This is a genomic window from Salmonella sp. SAL-020 (assembly GCF_017372215.1).
GTDB classification, from domain to species: Bacteria; Pseudomonadota; Gammaproteobacteria; order Enterobacterales; family Enterobacteriaceae; genus Salmonella; species Salmonella enterica.
In genome coordinates this window covers 3,152,228-3,169,771 of sequence record NZ_CP071690.1, presented here as the reverse complement: position 1 = coordinate 3,169,771, position 17,544 = coordinate 3,152,228, and the positions used below count along the sequence as shown (strand labels likewise).

Sequence of the window (17,544 nt, the reverse complement as noted above, 5' to 3'; positions counted from 1 at the left end):
GAGGCTATGTTAACGGAGGCTGAACCCGTAACGGGAAAGTAGAACGTGGGTTAAAGGGAGCGATGATGAAAAACACCGAGCTGGAACAACTGATTAACGACAAGCTGAACAGTGCGGCAATAAGCGATTATGCGCCGAATGGTTTACAGGTCGAAGGAAAAGAGACGGTACAGAAAATCGTTACCGGCGTGACCGCAAGTCAGGCGCTGCTCGATGAGGCGGTGCGTTTGCAGGCCGATGCGGTCATTGTTCATCATGGTTACTTCTGGAAAGGCGAGTCTCCGGTTATTCGCGGTATGAAACGCCGTCGCTTAAAAACGTTACTGGCAAATGATATTAACCTTTACGGTTGGCATCTGCCGCTGGATGCGCACCCTGAGCTGGGCAACAATGCGCAGTTGGCGGCGCTATTAGGCATTACCGTGAAAGGAGAAATTGAGCCGCTGGTGCCGTGGGGAGAGCTCTCAATGCCGGTGCCGGGGCTGGAACTGGCCTCATGGATTGAAGCGCGTCTGGGGCGTAAACCGCTATGGTGCGGCGATACCGGGCCAGAGAATGTGCAGCGTGTCGCCTGGTGTACCGGCGGCGGGCAAAGTTTTATTGATAGCGCCGCCCGCTTCGGCGTGGATGCTTTTATTACCGGCGAGGTGTCTGAACAGACCATTCATTCCGCGCGCGAACAGGGGCTGCATTTTTATGCCGCCGGGCACCATGCCACTGAACGCGGCGGTATTCGCGCCCTGAGCGAATGGTTGAACGAAAACACGGCGTTGGATGTGACGTTTATTGATATCCCTAACCCGGCATAACTGAGAGGTAATAAAGTGCAGCGAGCGCGTTGTTATCTGTTAGGCGAAACGGCGGTCGTTCTGGAACTTGAACCGCCGATTACGCTGGCGAGCCAGAAACGCATCTGGCGTCTGACGCAGCGTCTGGTCGATATGCCGAACGTGGTGGAAGCCATTCCCGGGATGAACAATATCACCGTGATCTTGCGGGAACCGCAAACCCTGGCGCTGGATGCGATTGAGCGTCTGCAGCGCTGGTGGGAAGAGAGCGAGGCGCTGGAGCCGGACTCGCGTTCGGTTGAGATCCCGGTGATCTATGGCGGCGCAGGCGGGCCGGATCTGGCGGCGGTGGCACGGCACAGCGGTTTGAGTGAAAAGCAGGTCGTGGAGCTACATGCCTCCGTTGAGTATGTCGTCTGGTTTTTAGGCTTTCAGCCTGGCTTTCCCTATCTTGGGAATTTACCAGAACCGCTCCATATGCCCAGACGCGCGGAGCCGCGCCTGCAGGTTCCGGCCGGTTCTGTCGGCATCGGCGGCGCGCAGACGGGGATTTATCCATTATCCACGCCGGGCGGCTGGCAGCTGATCGGCCTCACGCCGTTGAAGTTATTCGATCCGATGCGGGAGCCCCCGGTTCTGCTACGCCCTGGCGATAGCGTACGCTTTGTGCCGCAAAAGGAGGGAATATGCTGAATATTATTCGCGCGGGGATTTACACCTCCGTGCAGGATAGCGGGCGTCACGGCTTTCGTCAGTCGGGGCTGAGTCACTGCGGTGCGCTGGATAAACCCGCCTTTCAGACCGCTAATCTCCTGGTCGGGAACGATGCGAATGCCCCGGCGCTGGAAATCACTCTCGGTCAACTGGTTGTCGAATTTGAAAATGAGACCTGGTTCGCTCTTACCGGCGCAGGCTGCGAGGCGCAGTTGGATGATCAACCGGTCTGGACAGGCTGGCGATTGCCGGTAAAAGCGGGTCAACGTCTTACGCTGCATCGACCGCTTCACGGGATGCGTAGCTATCTGGCGGTGGCGGGCGGTATTGCTGTGCCGGAGGTAATGGGATCGTGTAGTACCGATCTGAAGTCCGGTATCGGTGGGCTGGAAGGACGGTTGCTAAAAGATGGCGATCGGTTGGCGATGGGTAAACCATCGCGACAGTTTAGCGGGCCGCAGGGCGTGAAGCAGTTACTGTGGGGGAATCGCATCCGTGCGCTGCCGGGGCCGGAATACCGTGAATTCGATCGCGCCTCGCAAGAAGCGTTCTGGCGTTCGCCGTGGCAACTCAGTCCGCAAAGTAATCGCATGGGCTATCGTTTGCAGGGTCAATCGTTAACGCGGACAACGGATCGCGAACTGCTGTCGCACGGTTTGCTGCCCGGTGTCGTGCAGGTGCCTTACAACGGCCAACCTATTGTGCTAATGAATGATGCCCAGACAACTGGCGGCTATCCGCGCATTGCCTGCATCATCGAGGCAGATATGTACCATCTGGCGCAGATCCCGCTAGGGCAACCGATCCATTTTGTGCAATGTTCGCTGGAAGAGGCGCTCAACGCGCGCCGCGAGCGTCAGCGCTATCTGGAACAGCTTACCTGGCGGCTTCAGCATGAACATTGATTTAAATGCGGATGTGGGCGAAGGCTGCGCCAGCGACAGCGAATTATTAACGCTGGTCTCCTCCGCCAATATCGCCTGTGGTTTTCACGCCGGTGATGCGCAAACCATGCTGACCAGCGTGCGCGAGGCGCTGAAAAACGGCGTGGCGATCGGCGCGCATCCCAGCTTTCCGGATCGGGATAATTTTGGGCGGACGGCGATGGCTTTGCCGCCGGAAACGGTATACGCCCAGACGCTGTACCAAATCGGCGCGCTGGGGGCGATTGTTCAGGCGCAAGGCAGCGTGATGCGCCATGTCAAACCGCACGGTATGCTCTATAACCAGGCGGCGAAAGATCCCCATCTGGCACAGGCGATTGCGAAAGCGGTACACGACTATGATCCGTCACTGATACTGGTTGGACTGGCGGGAAGTGAGCTGATCCGGGCCGGTGAGCGCCATCGCCTGGTGACGCGGCAGGAGGTGTTTGCCGATCGCGGCTATCAGGCCGACGGTAGCCTGGTGCCGCGCATGCAACCTGGCGCGCTGATTCACGACGAAGAGCAGGCGCTGGCGCAAACGCTGGATATGGTACAAGCCGGGAGAGTGAAAAGCGTTACTGGCGTGTGGACGACTGTCACGGCGCAAACGGTGTGCATTCATGGCGACGGCGAGTATGCGCTTGCATTCGCTCGCAGGTTACGCGCCGCGTTCAATGCGCGTAATATACACGTTATTGCCTGAGAGCCCGACGATTGAAGCTATTATATTACGGCTGTGGATATTCATTATGGCGTTCGATGTGCATTCCCGATAGTCAGAGGCGGTGTAGTCCATTAATCAACTGTTAACAAAGGATATTATTATGCCTGAAGGCCCGGAAATTCGTCGTGCGGCGGATAATCTGGAGGCGGCAATCAAAGGCAAACCCTTAACCGATGTCTGGTTTGCCTTTGCACAGTTAAAACCGTATGAATCGCAGCTTACCGGTCAACTTGTTACCCGGATAGAGACGCGGGGAAAAGCGTTATTGACCCACTTTTCAAATGGCCTGACGCTCTACAGCCACAACCAACTCTATGGCGTATGGCGGGTGATCGATACTGGTGAAATACCGCAGACCACGCGTATATTGCGCGTCAGGCTACAAACGGCGGATAAAACTATTCTGCTTTATAGCGCGTCTGATATCGAAATGCTGACAGCAGAGCAGCTCACGACGCACCCTTTTTTACAGCGGGTCGGTCCGGATGTGCTGGACGCGCGTCTCACTCCGGAAGAGGTTAAAGCTCGATTGCTGTCGCCGCGTTTTCGCAACCGACAATTTTCTGGGCTGTTGCTGGATCAGGCCTTTCTGGCGGGATTGGGGAATTATCTGCGCGTTGAAATCCTCTGGCAGGTAGGGTTAACCGGACAGCATAAAGCGAAAGATCTCAACGAGGCGCAACTGAATGCGCTTTCTCACGCGCTGTTGGATATTCCGCGCCTGTCCTACACGACTCGCGGTCAGTCGGATGAAAACAAGCATCATGGCGCACTGTTTCGCTTTAAGGTTTTCCATCGTGACGGCGAAGCGTGCGAGCGGTGCGGCGGCATTATTGAAAAGACAACACTGTCCTCACGCCCGTTTTACTGGTGCCCGCATTGCCAGAAATAGCCGGAACCGCCATCGGCGAGCGGCTATTGCCTGATGGCGCGACGCTTATCAGCCCTACAAAGGTTGTCTGGGCGCATAGGTTGATATAAAACGGGCCACTGCTGGCCCAGTTAACAGAATGCTGAACAGCCGTAGGGTTTGCATTGCCATGATGAGCGCCATATCGGCACTGCTTCCTGCCGCGATCGCGGCAACCGTATCCAGACCACCGGGACTGGTGGCGAGATAAGCCGTCATAAAATCAATCTGCATGTAGTAAGCCATTCCCCACGCCATCGCGGCGCAAATCGCCATCAGCGCGAAAATTGACAATAAGATTTGCGGCAATGGCCGCAGCGCCATAAAAAACACCTGTCTGTCAAAACCCAGCCCAATACGCCAGCCTATCGCCATATACGCCACGGCCAGCAGCCATTCGGGTAATTCAATTTCAATGATGCCTTGCGAATGGAGAATCGCGCCTGCCAACATGGGGAGCAGCATCGTGCCGGAAGGGATACGCAACAGGCGACCGGCAATGCCCGCCACGATCGCTAATAGCAGCGTCGTCAATAAATTACCGCTAAGCGGTGGAAACCAGATCACCTGTTGGCTGACCGCTGCCGCGCTGTCGCCGAGTATCAGGCGTGTCACCAGCACCGCCGCGCCAGCCACAAACAGTACCCGTAGATACTGCATAAACGCCACCAGGCGGATATCCGCCCCGTAATCTTGCGCCATCGCTACCATTGCCGCCGCGCCGCCCGGCGAAGACCCCCATGCGCCGGTGTTGCCGGGCAGCGAGCTGTAGCGTACCAGCAGCCAGCCGACTATCGCGCTGGAAAGCAGCGTCACCAGCAACACTAAAAGCACGACCGGCCAGTAGAGGGCGAGGGTGGTCAATATCGAACCGGTTAGATTTTGGGCGATCATACAGCCGAGAATCGCCTGCGCGGCGAGAAAAATACCGCGCGGAAGTTGTAGCGTACTACCTCGCAAACTCAACACGATACCCGCAATCATTGGACCGAGCAGCATCGCCGCCGGAAGGTGCAGCCAGAGAAAAATAAGGGAAATGAGCAGCGATAACAGGAACAACAAAAACCACTGCAGAATCGGCATTCCATGCTCCCTGAATGATATTTAGCGAAACCTTAATTAATCATAGAGAGTAACGGGGTAAGAATAAAATAATGAGGATAAGAAAAAAGGGAAAATGTACCGGATGGCGAGGGTTGCGTCGCCATCCGGTTGTCAATTAACGCTTCAGCGCCGATTTAAAATCGCGTTTATCGTAGCCGGTATACAGCTGACGAGGACGGGCGATTTTCATGCCGTCAGTGTGCATTTCATTCCAGTGTGCAATCCAGCCAACGGTACGCGCCATGGCGAAGATCACGGTGAACATGGAGGACGGAATGCCCATCGCTTTCAGAATGATGCCGGAGTAGAAGTCTACGTTCGGGTACAGTTTCTTCTCGATGAAGTACGGGTCGTTGAGCGCAATGTGCTCAAGCTCCATCGCCACTTCCAGCAGATCATCTTTGGTGCCCAGCTCTTTCAGCACTTCATGGCAGGTTTCACGCATCACGGTGGCGCGCGGATCGTAGTTTTTGTAAACACGGTGACCGAAGCCCATCAGGCGGAAAGAATCATTCTTGTCTTTCGCACGGCGAACAAATTCCGGAATGTGTTTAACAGAGCTGATTTCTTCCAGCATTTTCAGCGCGGCTTCGTTGGCGCCGCCGTGCGCGGGTCCCCACAGGGAGGCGATCCCGGCGGCAATGCAGGCGAATGGGTTGGCGCCGCTTGAACCTGCGGTACGTACCGTTGACGTTGAGGCGTTCTGCTCATGGTCAGCGTGCAGGATCAGAATACGGTCCATCGCGCGCTCCAGTACCGGATTCACTTCATAGGTTTCACACGGCGTGGAGAACATCATGTTCAGGAAGTTACCGGCGTAGGAAAGGTCGTTGCGCGGATAAACAAACGGCTGACCGATGGAATATTTGTAACACATCGCCGCCATGGTCGGCATTTTGGACAGCAGGCGGAACGCCGCGATTTCACGGTGGCGCGGATTGTTCACATCCAGCGAGTCGTGGTAGAACGCCGCCAGCGCGCCAGTGATCCCGCACATTACCGCCATCGGATGTGAGTCGCGACGGAAAGCATGGAACAGGCGAGTGATTTGCTCATGGATCATCGTATGGCGGGTGACTGTCGTTCTGAACTCGTCATACTCTTCCTGCGTCGGTTTTTCGCCGTACAGCAGGATGTAACAGACTTCCAGATAGTTGGAATCGGTAGCAAGCTGGTCAATCGGGAAACCGCGATGCAACAAAATGCCTTCGTCGCCGTCGATGAAGGTGATTTTAGATTCGCAGGATGCGGTAGAGGTGAAACCAGGGTCAAAAGTAAAAACTCCTTTTGAACCGAGACTACGAATATCAATAACATCTTGACCGAGTGTACCTTTTAGCACATCCAGTTCAATAGCAGTGTCACCAGTAAGGGTGATTTTTGCCTTTGTATCAGCCATTTACGGTCTCCTTAGCGCCTTATTGCTTAAGACTGCCGGAACTCAGACTTGCCTTCTCCACGTCATCTTCCTCGTCGTTAGTGCAGGGAAGATTCTGTGTATGCATCAATCAACCGTTACCAGTTTGTTATTTGGCTCGCCGCTCTGTGAAAGAGGGGATGACCTGGGTACAGAGCAATGGGCGCTTGCAGGTAACGGCTTGATTAATTTCGAATTAGCAGCAAATCAGGAACGTAGCAATCCGAGTAATGTAACCTGTCTATCACTAATAACTGTCCTGAAAGAATGGGTCAATATCATTGTACTGTTACATAACTTATTAACAGGTGAAAGAGTGACCCCATAACTTTTACGCATTATATGCTTTTTCTGGTGTCGTTTGTAACAATTTTGTTTAATGTTTGTCAAATCAGATGATTGAAAATTAAAAAAATGTTGTTATCGTGACCTGTGTCACTGTTCAGGATAAAACCCGACAAACTATATGTAGGTTAATTGTAATGATTTTGTGAACGTCCTATACTGCCGCCAGGTCTCCGGAATACCCTGCAATCCCGAGCCACCCAGCGTTGTAACGTGTCGTTTTAGCTACTGGAAGCAGTGTTTTACATGACGCGCAGTTATAGAAAGGACGCTGTCTGACCCGCACGCAGACCGGAGGAAGGAAATCCCGTCGTCTTTCTGGCTACAGGTAGATTCACCTCTGTAACCGAAGTCTTAAGGGAATAATAAGAACAGCATGTGGGCGTTATTCATGATAAGAAATGTGAAAAAACAAAGACCTGTCAATCTGGATCTACAAACGATTCGGTTCCCCATCACAGCGATAGCGTCCATTCTCCATCGCGTATCCGGTGTGATTACTTTCATCGCCGTCGGCATACTACTGTGGCTACTGGGCACCAGCCTCTCTTCTCCGGAAGGATTCCAGCAGGCCGCCGATATCATGGACGGCTTCATCGTTAAATTTATCATGTGGGGCATCCTTACCGCGCTGGCGTATCACGTCATCGTGGGAATTCGTCACATGTTAATGGATTTTGGCTATCTGGAAGAAACATTCGAAGCGGGTCAACGCTCTGCCAAAATCTCTTTTGTTATCACTGTCGTGCTTTCACTTCTCGCAGGAGTCCTCGTATGGTAAGCAACGCCTCCGCATTAGGACGCAATGGCGTACATGACTTCATCCTGGTCCGTGCTACCGCTATCGTTCTGACGTTATACATCATCTACATGGTGGGTTTTTTCGCCACGAGCGGCGAACTGACCTTTGAAGCCTGGACCGGTTTCTTCTCATCGGCCTTCACCAAAGTCTTCACCCTGCTGGCGCTTTTTTCCATCTTGATTCATGCCTGGATCGGCATGTGGCAGGTGTTAACCGACTACGTTAAACCACTGGCAGTGCGTCTGATACTGCAACTCGTTATTGTTGTTGCGCTGGTGGTTTACGTCATCTATGGATTTGTTGTGGTGTGGGGTGTGTAATGAAACTGCCAGTCAGAGAATTTGATGCTGTTGTGATTGGTGCCGGTGGCGCAGGTATGCGCGCGGCGCTGCAAATTTCCCAGAGCGGCCAAACCTGTGCGCTGCTCTCGAAAGTCTTCCCGACCCGTTCCCATACCGTTTCCGCGCAGGGCGGTATCACCGTGGCGCTCGGCAATACCCATGAAGATAACTGGGAATGGCACATGTACGATACCGTAAAAGGGTCGGACTACATTGGTGACCAGGATGCTATCGAATATATGTGTAAGACCGGACCGGAAGCGATTCTGGAACTGGAGCACATGGGGCTACCGTTCTCCCGTCTTGATGATGGACGTATCTATCAGCGCCCGTTCGGCGGCCAGTCGAAAAACTTTGGCGGCGAGCAGGCGGCACGTACCGCGGCGGCGGCTGACCGTACCGGTCACGCCTTGCTGCACACGTTGTATCAACAGAATTTGAAAAACCACACCACGATTTTCTCCGAATGGTATGCGCTGGATCTGGTGAAAAACCAGGATGGCGCGGTGGTGGGGTGTACCGCACTGTGCATCGAAACCGGTGAAGTGGTGTACTTCAAAGCCCGCGCGACGGTGCTGGCGACCGGCGGCGCAGGCCGTATCTACCAGTCCACCACCAACGCTCACATCAACACCGGTGACGGTGTCGGTATGGCGCTGCGTGCCGGTGTCCCGGTGCAGGACATGGAAATGTGGCAGTTCCACCCGACCGGCATCGCCGGGGCGGGCGTGCTGGTGACAGAAGGCTGCCGCGGCGAAGGCGGTTACCTGCTGAACAAACACGGCGAGCGCTTTATGGAGCGTTATGCGCCGAATGCCAAAGACCTGGCGGGTCGTGACGTGGTGGCGCGTTCCATCATGATCGAAATCCGTGAAGGCCGCGGCTGTGATGGTCCGTGGGGGCCGCACGCTAAACTGAAACTGGATCACCTGGGTAAAGAGGTGCTGGAATCTCGCCTGCCGGGTATCCTGGAGCTGTCCCGTACTTTCGCCCACGTTGACCCGGTGAAAGAGCCGATTCCGGTTATCCCGACCTGCCACTACATGATGGGCGGTATTCCGACTAAAGTGACCGGTCAGGCGCTGACCGTGAACGAGCAGGGCGAAGACGTGGTCATTCCGGGGCTGTTTGCGGTAGGCGAAATCGCCTGTGTATCGGTTCACGGCGCCAACCGTCTGGGCGGTAACTCACTGCTGGATCTGGTGGTCTTTGGCCGCGCGGCGGGGCTGCATTTACAGGAATCCATCGCCGAGCAGGGCGTGCTGCGCGACGCCAGCGAGTCTGACGTTGAAGGTTCTCTGGAGCGCCTGAATCGCTGGAACAATAACCGCAATGGCGAAGATCCGGTGGCTATCCGCAAAGCGTTGCAGGAGTGTATGCAGCATAACTTCTCCGTATTCCGTGAAGGCGACGCGATGGCGAAAGGGCTTGAGCAGTTGAAAGTGATCCGCGAGCGTCTGAAAAACGCCCGTCTGGATGACACGTCCAGCGAGTTTAATACCCAGCGTGTTGAGTGTCTGGAGCTGGATAACCTGATGGAAACCGCCTACGCCACTGCCGTATCAGCCAACTTCCGAACGGAAAGCCGCGGCGCGCATAGCCGCTTCGATTTCCCGGAGCGTGATGATGCCAACTGGTTGTGTCATACCCTGTATCAGCCGCAAACGGAATCCATGACGCGCCGAAGCGTCAATATGGAGCCGAAACTGCGTCCGGCGTTCCCGCCGAAGATTCGTACTTATTAATTGCGGAGACAGGATGATGAAACTCGAATTTTCGATTTATCGTTATAACCCGGATGTCGATAACGCTCCGCGTATGCAGGATTACACCCTGGAAGGCGAAGAAGGGCGCGACATGATGCTGCTGGATGCGTTAATCCAGCTTAAAGAAAAAGATCCCAGCCTTTCTTTCCGTCGTTCCTGCCGCGAAGGTGTGTGCGGTTCTGATGGTTTGAATATGAACGGTAAGAATGGTCTGGCCTGTATTACCCCTATTTCGGCGCTGACTCAGCCGGGTAAGAAGATTGTGATTCGCCCGCTGCCCGGTTTGCCGGTGATCCGCGATTTGGTGGTAGACATGGGGCAATTCTACGCACAATATGAGAAGATTAAGCCTTACTTATTGAATAATGGGCAAAATCCACCGGCTCGTGAGCATCTGCAGATGCCGGAGCAGCGTGAAAAACTCGATGGGCTGTATGAATGTATTCTTTGCGCCTGTTGCTCAACATCCTGCCCGTCATTCTGGTGGAACCCGGATAAGTTTATCGGTCCGGCGGGGCTGCTCGCGGCGTATCGATTCCTGATCGATAGTCGTGATACCGAGACCGACAGTCGTCTGGAAGGGATGAGCGATGCATTCAGCGTATTCCGCTGTCACAGCATTATGAACTGCGTCAGTGTATGTCCTAAGGGACTAAACCCGACGCGCGCTATCGGCCATATTAAGTCGATGCTGTTGCAGCGTAGCGCATAAGTAGTTGTAGTGGTTGCCGGATGGCGATGTACCGTCTTATCCGGCCTACAGGCGCAAGCCCGTAGGCCTGATAAGCGCAGCGCCATCAGGCAATAGAAGTGCAGGAAACCTCTAAAAACTGCCATATGATTAGTAATAATCGAGATGTTCAGAGCGAGACAAGGCGCGGTCTGAACGAATCTTCGGGAGCATAGTTAACTATGTGACCGGAGTGAGCGAAGGCCGCAACGCAGTCGTAGCCTGAACAGCGAAGATTATTAGACAGTTTTTAAAGGTTCCTTAGCGGACGCAGATGACACGACAGTCCGCAACAAGTGAACCCCGGCACGCATACAGCGTATGCGTGGTTAGTATCCACGGCGAAATACTCGTCATAGTTCACGTTGCATGTGCGTTGGCTGCACTTGCTCACCCCGGTCACTTACTGGATGTAAGCTCCCAGGGATTCGCAAGCTTGCCGCCTTCCTGAAACGTGACCTATTTAGAGTATTAAATAAGCAGAAAAGATGCTTAAGGGATCACGATGCAGAACAGCGCTTTGAAAGCCTGGTTGGACTCTTCTTACCTCTCTGGTTCGAATCAGAGCTGGATAGAACAGCTCTATGAAGACTTCTTAACCGATCCTGACTCGGTAGACGCTAACTGGCGTTTGACGTTCCAGCAGTTACCTGGTACCGGAGTCAAACCGGATCAACTCCATTCAAAAACACGTGAATATTTCCGGCGGCAGGCGTTGGCTGGCTCACGTCACTCTTCTACGATTTCCGACCCTGACACCAATGTGAAGCAGGTTAAAGTCCTGCAGCTTATTAACGCTTATCGTTTCCGTGGCCATCAGCATGCAAACCTCGATCCGCTGGGTCTGTGGAAACAAGAACGCGTGGCGGATCTGGACCCTTCTTTCCATGATTTGACCGAGGCCGATTTCCAGGAAACCTTCAATGTCGGCTCCTTTGCCAGCGGCAAAGAGACGATGAAGCTGGGCGAGCTGCTCGACGCGCTCAAACAGACCTACTGCGGCCCGATTGGCGCTGAGTATATGCACATCACCAGCACCGAAGAGAAACGCTGGATCCAACAGCGCATCGAATCCGGTCGTGCGGCCTTTAGCGCTGACGAGAAAAAACGCTTCCTGAACGAACTGACCGCCGCTGAAGGGCTGGAACGTTATCTGGGTGCCAAATTCCCGGGTGCGAAACGTTTCTCGCTCGAGGGGGGAGATGCGCTGATACCCATGCTGAAAGAGATGGTTCGCCATGCGGGTAACAGCGGCACTCGCGAAGTGGTGCTGGGGATGGCGCACCGCGGTCGCCTGAACGTGCTGATCAACGTACTGGGTAAAAAACCGCAGGATCTGTTCGACGAATTTGCCGGTAAGCATAAAGAACATCTGGGTACCGGCGACGTGAAGTATCACATGGGCTTCTCGTCAGATATCGAAACCGAAGGCGGTCTGGTTCACCTGGCGCTGGCGTTTAACCCATCGCATCTGGAAATTGTGAGCCCGGTGGTGATGGGCTCCGTGCGCGCCCGTCTGGACAGACTGGACGAACCGAGCAGCAACAAAGTGTTGCCGATCACTATTCACGGCGACGCCGCGGTGACCGGCCAGGGCGTGGTTCAGGAAACCCTGAACATGTCGAAAGCGCGCGGTTACGAAGTGGGCGGTACGGTACGTATCGTTATCAACAACCAGGTGGGCTTCACCACCTCTAACCCACTGGATGCGCGTTCAACGCCTTACTGCACCGATATCGGTAAAATGGTCCAGGCGCCGATTTTCCACGTCAATGCGGACGATCCGGAAGCCGTCGCTTTTGTGACCCGTCTGGCGCTGGACTTCCGTAACACCTTTAAACGCGATGTGTTCATCGATCTGGTGTGCTACCGCCGTCACGGCCACAACGAAGCCGACGAGCCAAGCGCAACCCAGCCGCTGATGTACCAGAAAATCAAAAAGCATCCGACGCCGCGTAAAATCTACGCCGACAAGCTGGAAGCGGACAAAGTCGCGACGCTGGAAGATGCCACCGAAATGGTTAACCTCTATCGCGATGCGCTGGATGCAGGCGAATGCGTGGTGAAAGAGTGGCGTCCGATGAATATGCACTCGTTCACCTGGTCGCCGTATCTAAACCACGAATGGGATGAAGCATACCCGAACAAGGTAGAAATGAAGCGTCTGCAGGAGCTGGCAAAACGTATCAGCACCGTGCCGGAAGCCATTGAAATGCAGTCTCGCGTGGCGAAAATTTATGGCGACCGTCAGGCAATGGCGGCAGGCGAGAAATTGTTTGACTGGGGCGGTGCGGAAAATCTGGCTTACGCCACGCTGGTCGATGAAGGCATTCCGGTGCGCCTGTCCGGGGAAGACTCCGGTCGCGGCACCTTCTTCCATCGTCATGCGGTGATCCACAACCAGACGAACGGCTCAACGTATACGCCGTTGCAGCATATTCACAGCGGTCAGGGACAGTTTAAAGTCTGGGACTCCGTGCTGTCTGAAGAAGCGGTACTGGCTTTTGAATACGGTTATGCCACGGCGGAACCACGTACCCTGACTATCTGGGAAGCGCAGTTTGGCGATTTTGCCAACGGCGCGCAGGTAGTGATTGACCAGTTCATCTCCTCCGGCGAGCAGAAATGGGGCCGGATGTGCGGTCTGGTGATGCTGTTGCCGCATGGCTATGAAGGGCAGGGCCCGGAGCACTCTTCCGCGCGTCTGGAACGTTATCTGCAACTTTGCGCCGAGCAGAATATGCAGGTTTGCGTGCCGTCCACCCCGGCGCAGGTCTACCATATGCTGCGCCGTCAGGCGCTGCGCGGGATGCGTCGTCCGCTGGTGGTGATGTCGCCGAAATCGCTGCTGCGTCACCCGCTGGCGGTTTCCACGCTTGATGAACTGGCGAACGGTTCCTTCCAGCCGGCCATTGGCGAAATTGACGAGCTGGACCCTAAAGCCGTAAAACGCGTGGTAATGTGTTCTGGTAAGGTTTATTACGACCTGCTGGAACAACGTCGCAAAAACGACCAGAAAGATGTCGCTATCGTGCGCATCGAACAGCTCTATCCGTTCCCGCATAAAGCGGTGCAGGAAGCGCTGCAACCATACGCTCACGTCCATGATTTTGTCTGGTGCCAGGAAGAGCCGCTCAACCAGGGCGCATGGTACTGCAGTCAGCATCATTTCCGTGAAGTGATTCCGTTTGGGGCCGCTCTGCGTTATGCAGGTCGCCCGGCCTCCGCCTCTCCGGCGGTAGGGTATATGTCCGTTCACCAGAAACAGCAACAAGATCTGGTTAATGACGCGCTGAACGTCGATTAAATAAAGGATAAATAATGAGTAGCGTAGATATTCTTGTTCCCGACCTGCCTGAGTCCGTAGCGGACGCGACCGTCGCCACCTGGCATAAAAAACCGGGTGATGCGGTTGTTCGTGACGAAGTGCTGGTAGAAATCGAAACTGACAAAGTGGTACTGGAAGTACCGGCATCAGCGGACGGCATTCTGGATGCGGTTCTGGAAGAGGAGGGGACGACTGTCACCTCTCGCCAGATCCTGGGTCGCCTGCGTGAAGGCAACAGCGCGGGTAAAGAGACCAGCGCCAAATCTGAAGAGAAAGCGTCTACGCCGGCACAGCGCCAGCAGGCGTCGCTGGAAGAACAAAACAACGATGCGCTCAGCCCGGCGATCCGTCGCCTGCTGGCTGAACACAATCTGGAAGCCAGCGCCATTAAAGGCACTGGTGTGGGTGGGCGTCTGACCCGTGAAGATGTGGAAAAACATCTGGCGAAAGGCGAGTCTAAAGCACCCGCTGTTGAACCTGCAGCACAACCCGCTCTGGGCGCGCGCGGCGAAAAACGCGTGCCAATGACCCGCCTGCGCAAGCGCGTGGCCGAGCGTCTGCTGGATGCGAAAAATTCTACCGCCATGCTGACGACCTTCAATGAAGTCAACATGAAGCCGATTATGGATTTGCGTAAGCAGTATGGCGAAGTGTTTGAAAAACGTCATGGTATCCGCCTGGGCTTTATGTCCTTCTACGTGAAAGCGGTAGTGGAAGCGCTGAAGCGTTATCCGGAAGTGAACGCCTCTATCGACGGCGATGACGTGGTGTACCACAACTACTTTGATGTGAGCATGGCGGTGTCTACGCCGCGCGGCCTGGTCACGCCGGTCCTGCGTGACGTGGATACGCTGGGCATGGCTGACATTGAGAAAAAAATTAAAGAACTGGCTGTCAAAGGCCGCGACGGCAAGCTGACCGTAGAAGACCTGACCGGCGGTAACTTTACCATTACCAACGGCGGCGTATTCGGTTCGCTGATGTCTACCCCGATCATCAACCCGCCGCAGAGCGCGATTCTGGGAATGCATGCTATTAAAGACAGGCCGATGGCGGTGGATGGCAAGGTGGAAATCCTGCCGATGATGTACCTGGCGCTCTCTTACGATCATCGCCTGATCGATGGTCGCGAATCCGTGGGCTTCCTGGTCACCATCAAAGAGTTGCTGGAAGATCCGACCCGTCTGCTGTTGGACGTGTAGTCAGCAAGAGCATCACCTGCTACCTGTAGGCCGGATAAGGCGTTCACGCCGCCATCCGGCGATGGTGTAATGCCTGATGGCGCGCAGCTTTCAGGCCTACAGGTCTAAAGATAACGATTACCTGAAGGATGGACAGAACACATGAACTTACATGAATATCAGGCAAAACAACTTTTTGCCCGCTATGGCTTACCGGCGCCGGTGGGTTATGCCTGTACTACTCCGCGTGAAGCCGAAGAAGCCGCGTCTAAAATCGGTGCCGGCCCGTGGGTAGTGAAATGTCAGGTTCACGCTGGCGGCCGCGGCAAAGCGGGCGGTGTGAAGGTAGTAAAAAGCAAAGAAGAGATTCGCGCCTTTGCGGAAAACTGGCTGGGCAAACGTCTGGTGACCTATCAAACAGACGCTAATGGCCAACCGGTAAACCAGATTCTGGTTGAAGCGGCGACCGACATCGGCAAAGAACTGTACCTCGGCGCGGTGGTTGACCGTAGTTCTCGTCGCGTGGTCTTTATGGCATCTACCGAAGGCGGCGTAGAGATCGAAAAAGTCGCGGAGGAAACCCCGCATCTGATCCATAAAGTCGCGCTCGATCCGCTGACCGGCCCGATGCCGTATCAGGGACGGGAACTGGCGTTCAAATTGGGTCTGGAAGGTAAACTGGTGCAGCAGTTCACCAAAATCTTTATGGGCCTGGCAACCATTTTCCTTGAGCGCGACCTGGCGCTAATCGAAATTAATCCGCTGGTGATCACTAAGCAGGGCGATCTGATTTGCCTCGACGGCAAGCTGGGCGCTGACGGCAACGCGCTGTTCCGCCAGCCGGATCTGCGTGAAATGCGTGACCAGTCTCAGGAAGACCCGCGTGAAGCGCAGGCGGCGCAGTGGGAACTGAACTACGTCGCGCTGGACGGCAACATCGGTTGCATGGTGAACGGCGCGGGCCTGGCGATGGGCACCATGGACATCGTTAAGCTGCATGGCGGCGAACCGGCTAACTTCCTTGACGTGGGCGGCGGCGCAACCAAAGAGCGCGTCACCGAAGCGTTTAAAATCATCCTCTCGGATGACAACGTGAAAGCGGTTCTGGTTAACATCTTCGGCGGTATCGTCCGTTGTGACCTGATTGCCGACGGTATCATCGGCGCGGTGGAAGAAGTGGGCGTGAACGTTCCGGTGGTGGTGCGTCTGGAAGGCAACAACGCCGAACTCGGCGCGAAGAAACTGGCTGACAGTGGCCTGAATATTATTGCAGCGAAAAGTCTGACGGATGCAGCTCAGCAGGTTGTTGCCGCAGTGGAGGGGAAATAATGTCCGTTTTAATTAATAAAGATACCAAGGTTATCTGCCAGGGCTTCACCGGTAGCCAGGGGACTTTCCACTCCGAACAGGCGATTGCTTACGGTACGCAAATGGTCGGCGGCGTAACGCCGGGCAAAGGCGGCACCACGCATCTGGGTCTGCCGGTGTTCAACACCGTGCGCGAAGCGGTAGAAGCCACCGGTGCGACCGCATCCGTTATCTACGTGCCGGCGCCGTTCTGCAAAGACTCCATTCTGGAAGCGATCGACGCAGGCATCAAACTGATTATCACCATCACCGAAGGTATTCCGACGCTGGATATGCTGACCGTGAAAGTGAAGCTGGACGAAGCGGGCGTACGCATGATCGGCCCGAACTGCCCAGGTGTGATCACCCCGGGCGAATGCAAAATCGGCATCATGCCGGGTCACATTCATAAGCCGGGTAAAGTGGGTATCGTTTCCCGTTCCGGCACGCTGACCTATGAAGCGGTTAAGCAGACCACCGACTACGGTTTCGGCCAGTCCACCTGCGTGGGTATCGGCGGCGACCCGATTCCGGGCTCTAACTTCATCGACATCCTGAAACTGTTCCAGGAAGATCCGCAGACTGAAGCGATCGTGATGATCGGCGAGATCGGCGGTAGCGCAGAAGAAGAAGCGGCTGCTTATATTAAAGAACACGTGACCAAGCCGGTTGTTGGCTATATCGCGGGTGTTACCGCGCCGAAAGGCAAACGTATGGGCCACGCTGGCGCCATCATTGCCGGTGGTAAAGGCACTGCGGATGAAAAATTCGCCGCGCTGGAAGCCGCAGGCGTGAAAACCGTTCGCAGCCTGGCCGATATCGGCGAAGCGCTGAAAGCAATTATAAAATAAAACTCGCTGTTCTTGCGGGAACAGATAAATGTCCGTTTTCGACATGGTTGGCCACCTTTACGGTGGCCTTTTTTATGGCTTTATTGTTTGTGGCAAAGTACGGGTGAAGCATCCGGGATATAAAATTATTGGCTTTGTAAATATTGAGCTATAGGAAAATGATGCCTCATTAAAAAAACATGGTGGAGTCTAAAAATAATTGATAATAACCGTCTGGCAGCGGCAGTAAATTTACTCAGTTTGCCGGTTAACTCTTTTGCAGCAAATACA

At 54.8% G+C, this 17,544-nt stretch carries 16 protein-coding genes; 14 read left to right on the top strand and 2 right to left on the bottom strand.

Translation table 11 applies throughout. The features are described 5' to 3' along the window. The first annotated feature begins 65 nt into the window (after positions 1 to 65). From ybgI to nei, 5 genes are all read left to right on the top strand, one after another. Positions 66 to 809 carry a radiation resistance protein YbgI gene (gene ybgI / locus J1G48_RS15555; RefSeq protein ID WP_000798844.1) on the top strand — a complete coding sequence of 248 codons (744 nt, stop codon included), beginning with the start codon at positions 66 to 68 and terminating at the stop codon, positions 807 to 809. 15 nt (positions 810 to 824) lie between these two features. Then, positions 825 to 1,481, top strand: coding sequence for a 5-oxoprolinase subunit PxpB (pxpB, locus tag J1G48_RS15550; RefSeq protein WP_001188371.1), 657 nt, complete (start codon positions 825 to 827; stop codon positions 1,479 to 1,481). After that, positions 1,475 to 2,407, top strand: coding sequence for a 5-oxoprolinase subunit PxpC (gene pxpC, locus J1G48_RS15545; RefSeq protein WP_000932039.1), 933 nt, complete (start codon positions 1,475 to 1,477; stop codon positions 2,405 to 2,407). The genes pxpB and pxpC overlap by 7 nt, the downstream gene beginning before the upstream one ends. Next, entirely contained in the window at positions 2,397 to 3,131 is a 735-nt protein-coding gene (pxpA, locus tag J1G48_RS15540; protein WP_001017925.1) for a 5-oxoprolinase subunit PxpA, read from the top strand. Before pxpC ends, pxpA begins: the two co-directional genes overlap by 11 nt. A gap of 121 nt (positions 3,132 to 3,252) precedes the next feature. Then, complete coding sequence (gene nei, locus J1G48_RS15535; protein WP_001113969.1) at positions 3,253 to 4,044, top strand: endonuclease VIII; 792 nt, start codon at positions 3,253 to 3,255, stop codon at positions 4,042 to 4,044. Positions 4,045 to 4,098: 54 nt separating this feature from the next. On the opposite strand, the gene J1G48_RS15530 is transcribed toward nei, so the two are convergent. Together J1G48_RS15530 and J1G48_RS15525 are read right to left on the bottom strand one after the other, a co-directional pair. Next, positions 4,099 to 5,145, bottom strand: coding sequence for an AbrB family transcriptional regulator (locus J1G48_RS15530; protein ID WP_001122036.1), 1,047 nt, complete (start codon positions 5,143 to 5,145; stop codon positions 4,099 to 4,101). 136 nt (positions 5,146 to 5,281) lie between these two features. Next, entirely contained in the window at positions 5,282 to 6,565 is a 1,284-nt protein-coding gene (locus J1G48_RS15525) for a citrate synthase (RefSeq protein WP_000785811.1), read from the bottom strand. A 100-nt stretch (positions 6,566 to 6,665) separates the two neighbouring features. Here J1G48_RS15525 and J1G48_RS15520 point away from each other — a divergent pair, with 100 nt between their 5' ends. The 9 genes from J1G48_RS15520 to sucD all read left to right on the top strand — a co-directional run bounded on the left by J1G48_RS15520 (position 6,666) and on the right by sucD (position 17,274). Next, a complete protein-coding gene (locus J1G48_RS15520) occupies positions 6,666 to 6,911 on the top strand; it encodes a hypothetical protein (protein WP_001539488.1) in 246 nt (81 codons plus the stop codon). A gap of 393 nt (positions 6,912 to 7,304) precedes the next feature. Beyond that, the gene (gene sdhC / locus J1G48_RS15515) at positions 7,305 to 7,709 is read left to right on the top strand and encodes a succinate dehydrogenase cytochrome b556 subunit (protein WP_000263340.1); all 405 of its coding nucleotides are present in this window, start codon (positions 7,305 to 7,307) and stop codon (positions 7,707 to 7,709) included. Further along, positions 7,703 to 8,050: a succinate dehydrogenase membrane anchor subunit gene (gene sdhD, locus J1G48_RS15510; protein ID WP_000254356.1), complete on the top strand. Its 348-nt coding sequence runs from the start codon at positions 7,703 to 7,705 to the stop codon at positions 8,048 to 8,050. The genes sdhC and sdhD overlap by 7 nt, the downstream gene beginning before the upstream one ends. Next, a complete protein-coding gene (gene sdhA / locus J1G48_RS15505; RefSeq protein WP_000775561.1) occupies positions 8,050 to 9,816 on the top strand; it encodes a succinate dehydrogenase flavoprotein subunit in 1,767 nt (588 codons plus the stop codon). The genes sdhD and sdhA overlap by 1 nt, the downstream gene beginning before the upstream one ends. Before the next feature lie 16 nt (positions 9,817 to 9,832). Further along, entirely contained in the window at positions 9,833 to 10,549 is a 717-nt protein-coding gene (gene sdhB / locus J1G48_RS15500) for a succinate dehydrogenase iron-sulfur subunit SdhB (protein WP_001537859.1), read from the top strand. 523 nt (positions 10,550 to 11,072) lie between these two features. Next, on the top strand, positions 11,073 to 13,874 hold the full coding sequence (gene sucA, locus J1G48_RS15495) for a 2-oxoglutarate dehydrogenase E1 component (RefSeq protein ID WP_001181500.1): 2,802 nt from the start codon (positions 11,073 to 11,075) through the stop codon (positions 13,872 to 13,874). A gap of 14 nt (positions 13,875 to 13,888) precedes the next feature. Beyond that, on the top strand, positions 13,889 to 15,097 hold the full coding sequence (gene odhB / locus J1G48_RS15490; RefSeq protein WP_000099853.1) for a 2-oxoglutarate dehydrogenase complex dihydrolipoyllysine-residue succinyltransferase: 1,209 nt from the start codon (positions 13,889 to 13,891) through the stop codon (positions 15,095 to 15,097). A gap of 141 nt (positions 15,098 to 15,238) precedes the next feature. Continuing rightward, positions 15,239 to 16,405, top strand: coding sequence for an ADP-forming succinate--CoA ligase subunit beta (gene sucC / locus J1G48_RS15485; RefSeq protein ID WP_001048590.1), 1,167 nt, complete (start codon positions 15,239 to 15,241; stop codon positions 16,403 to 16,405). Then, positions 16,405 to 17,274 (top strand): succinate--CoA ligase subunit alpha, encoded by an 870-nt coding sequence (gene sucD / locus J1G48_RS15480; protein WP_000114633.1) that lies wholly within the window; start codon positions 16,405 to 16,407, stop codon positions 17,272 to 17,274. Before sucC ends, sucD begins: the two co-directional genes overlap by 1 nt. The last annotated feature ends 270 nt before the right edge of the window (positions 17,275 to 17,544 follow it).

Excerpts from the sequence above, each read along its gene's own strand:
- ybgI (WP_000798844.1), top strand. The coding sequence starts at position 66 with ATGAAAAACACCGAGCTGGAACAACTGATTAACGACAAGCTGAACAGT.
- pxpC (WP_000932039.1), top strand. The coding sequence starts at position 1,475 with ATGCTGAATATTATTCGCGCGGGGATTTACACCTCCGTGCAGGATAGC.
- pxpA (WP_001017925.1), top strand. The coding sequence starts at position 2,397 with ATGAACATTGATTTAAATGCGGATGTGGGCGAAGGCTGCGCCAGCGAC.
- nei (WP_001113969.1), top strand. The coding sequence starts at position 3,253 with ATGCCTGAAGGCCCGGAAATTCGTCGTGCGGCGGATAATCTGGAGGCG.
- J1G48_RS15530 (WP_001122036.1), bottom strand. The coding sequence starts at position 5,145 with ATGCCGATTCTGCAGTGGTTTTTGTTGTTCCTGTTATCGCTGCTCATT.
- J1G48_RS15525 (WP_000785811.1), bottom strand. The coding sequence starts at position 6,565 with ATGGCTGATACAAAGGCAAAAATCACCCTTACTGGTGACACTGCTATT.
- J1G48_RS15520 (WP_001539488.1), top strand. The coding sequence starts at position 6,666 with ATGCATCAATCAACCGTTACCAGTTTGTTATTTGGCTCGCCGCTCTGT.
- sdhC (WP_000263340.1), top strand. The coding sequence starts at position 7,305 with ATGTGGGCGTTATTCATGATAAGAAATGTGAAAAAACAAAGACCTGTC.
- sdhD (WP_000254356.1), top strand. The coding sequence starts at position 7,703 with ATGGTAAGCAACGCCTCCGCATTAGGACGCAATGGCGTACATGACTTC.
- sdhA (WP_000775561.1), top strand. The coding sequence starts at position 8,050 with ATGAAACTGCCAGTCAGAGAATTTGATGCTGTTGTGATTGGTGCCGGT.
- sdhB (WP_001537859.1), top strand. The coding sequence starts at position 9,833 with ATGAAACTCGAATTTTCGATTTATCGTTATAACCCGGATGTCGATAAC.
- sucA (WP_001181500.1), top strand. The coding sequence starts at position 11,073 with ATGCAGAACAGCGCTTTGAAAGCCTGGTTGGACTCTTCTTACCTCTCT.
- odhB (WP_000099853.1), top strand. The coding sequence starts at position 13,889 with ATGAGTAGCGTAGATATTCTTGTTCCCGACCTGCCTGAGTCCGTAGCG.
- sucC (WP_001048590.1), top strand. The coding sequence starts at position 15,239 with ATGAACTTACATGAATATCAGGCAAAACAACTTTTTGCCCGCTATGGC.
- sucD (WP_000114633.1), top strand. The coding sequence starts at position 16,405 with ATGTCCGTTTTAATTAATAAAGATACCAAGGTTATCTGCCAGGGCTTC.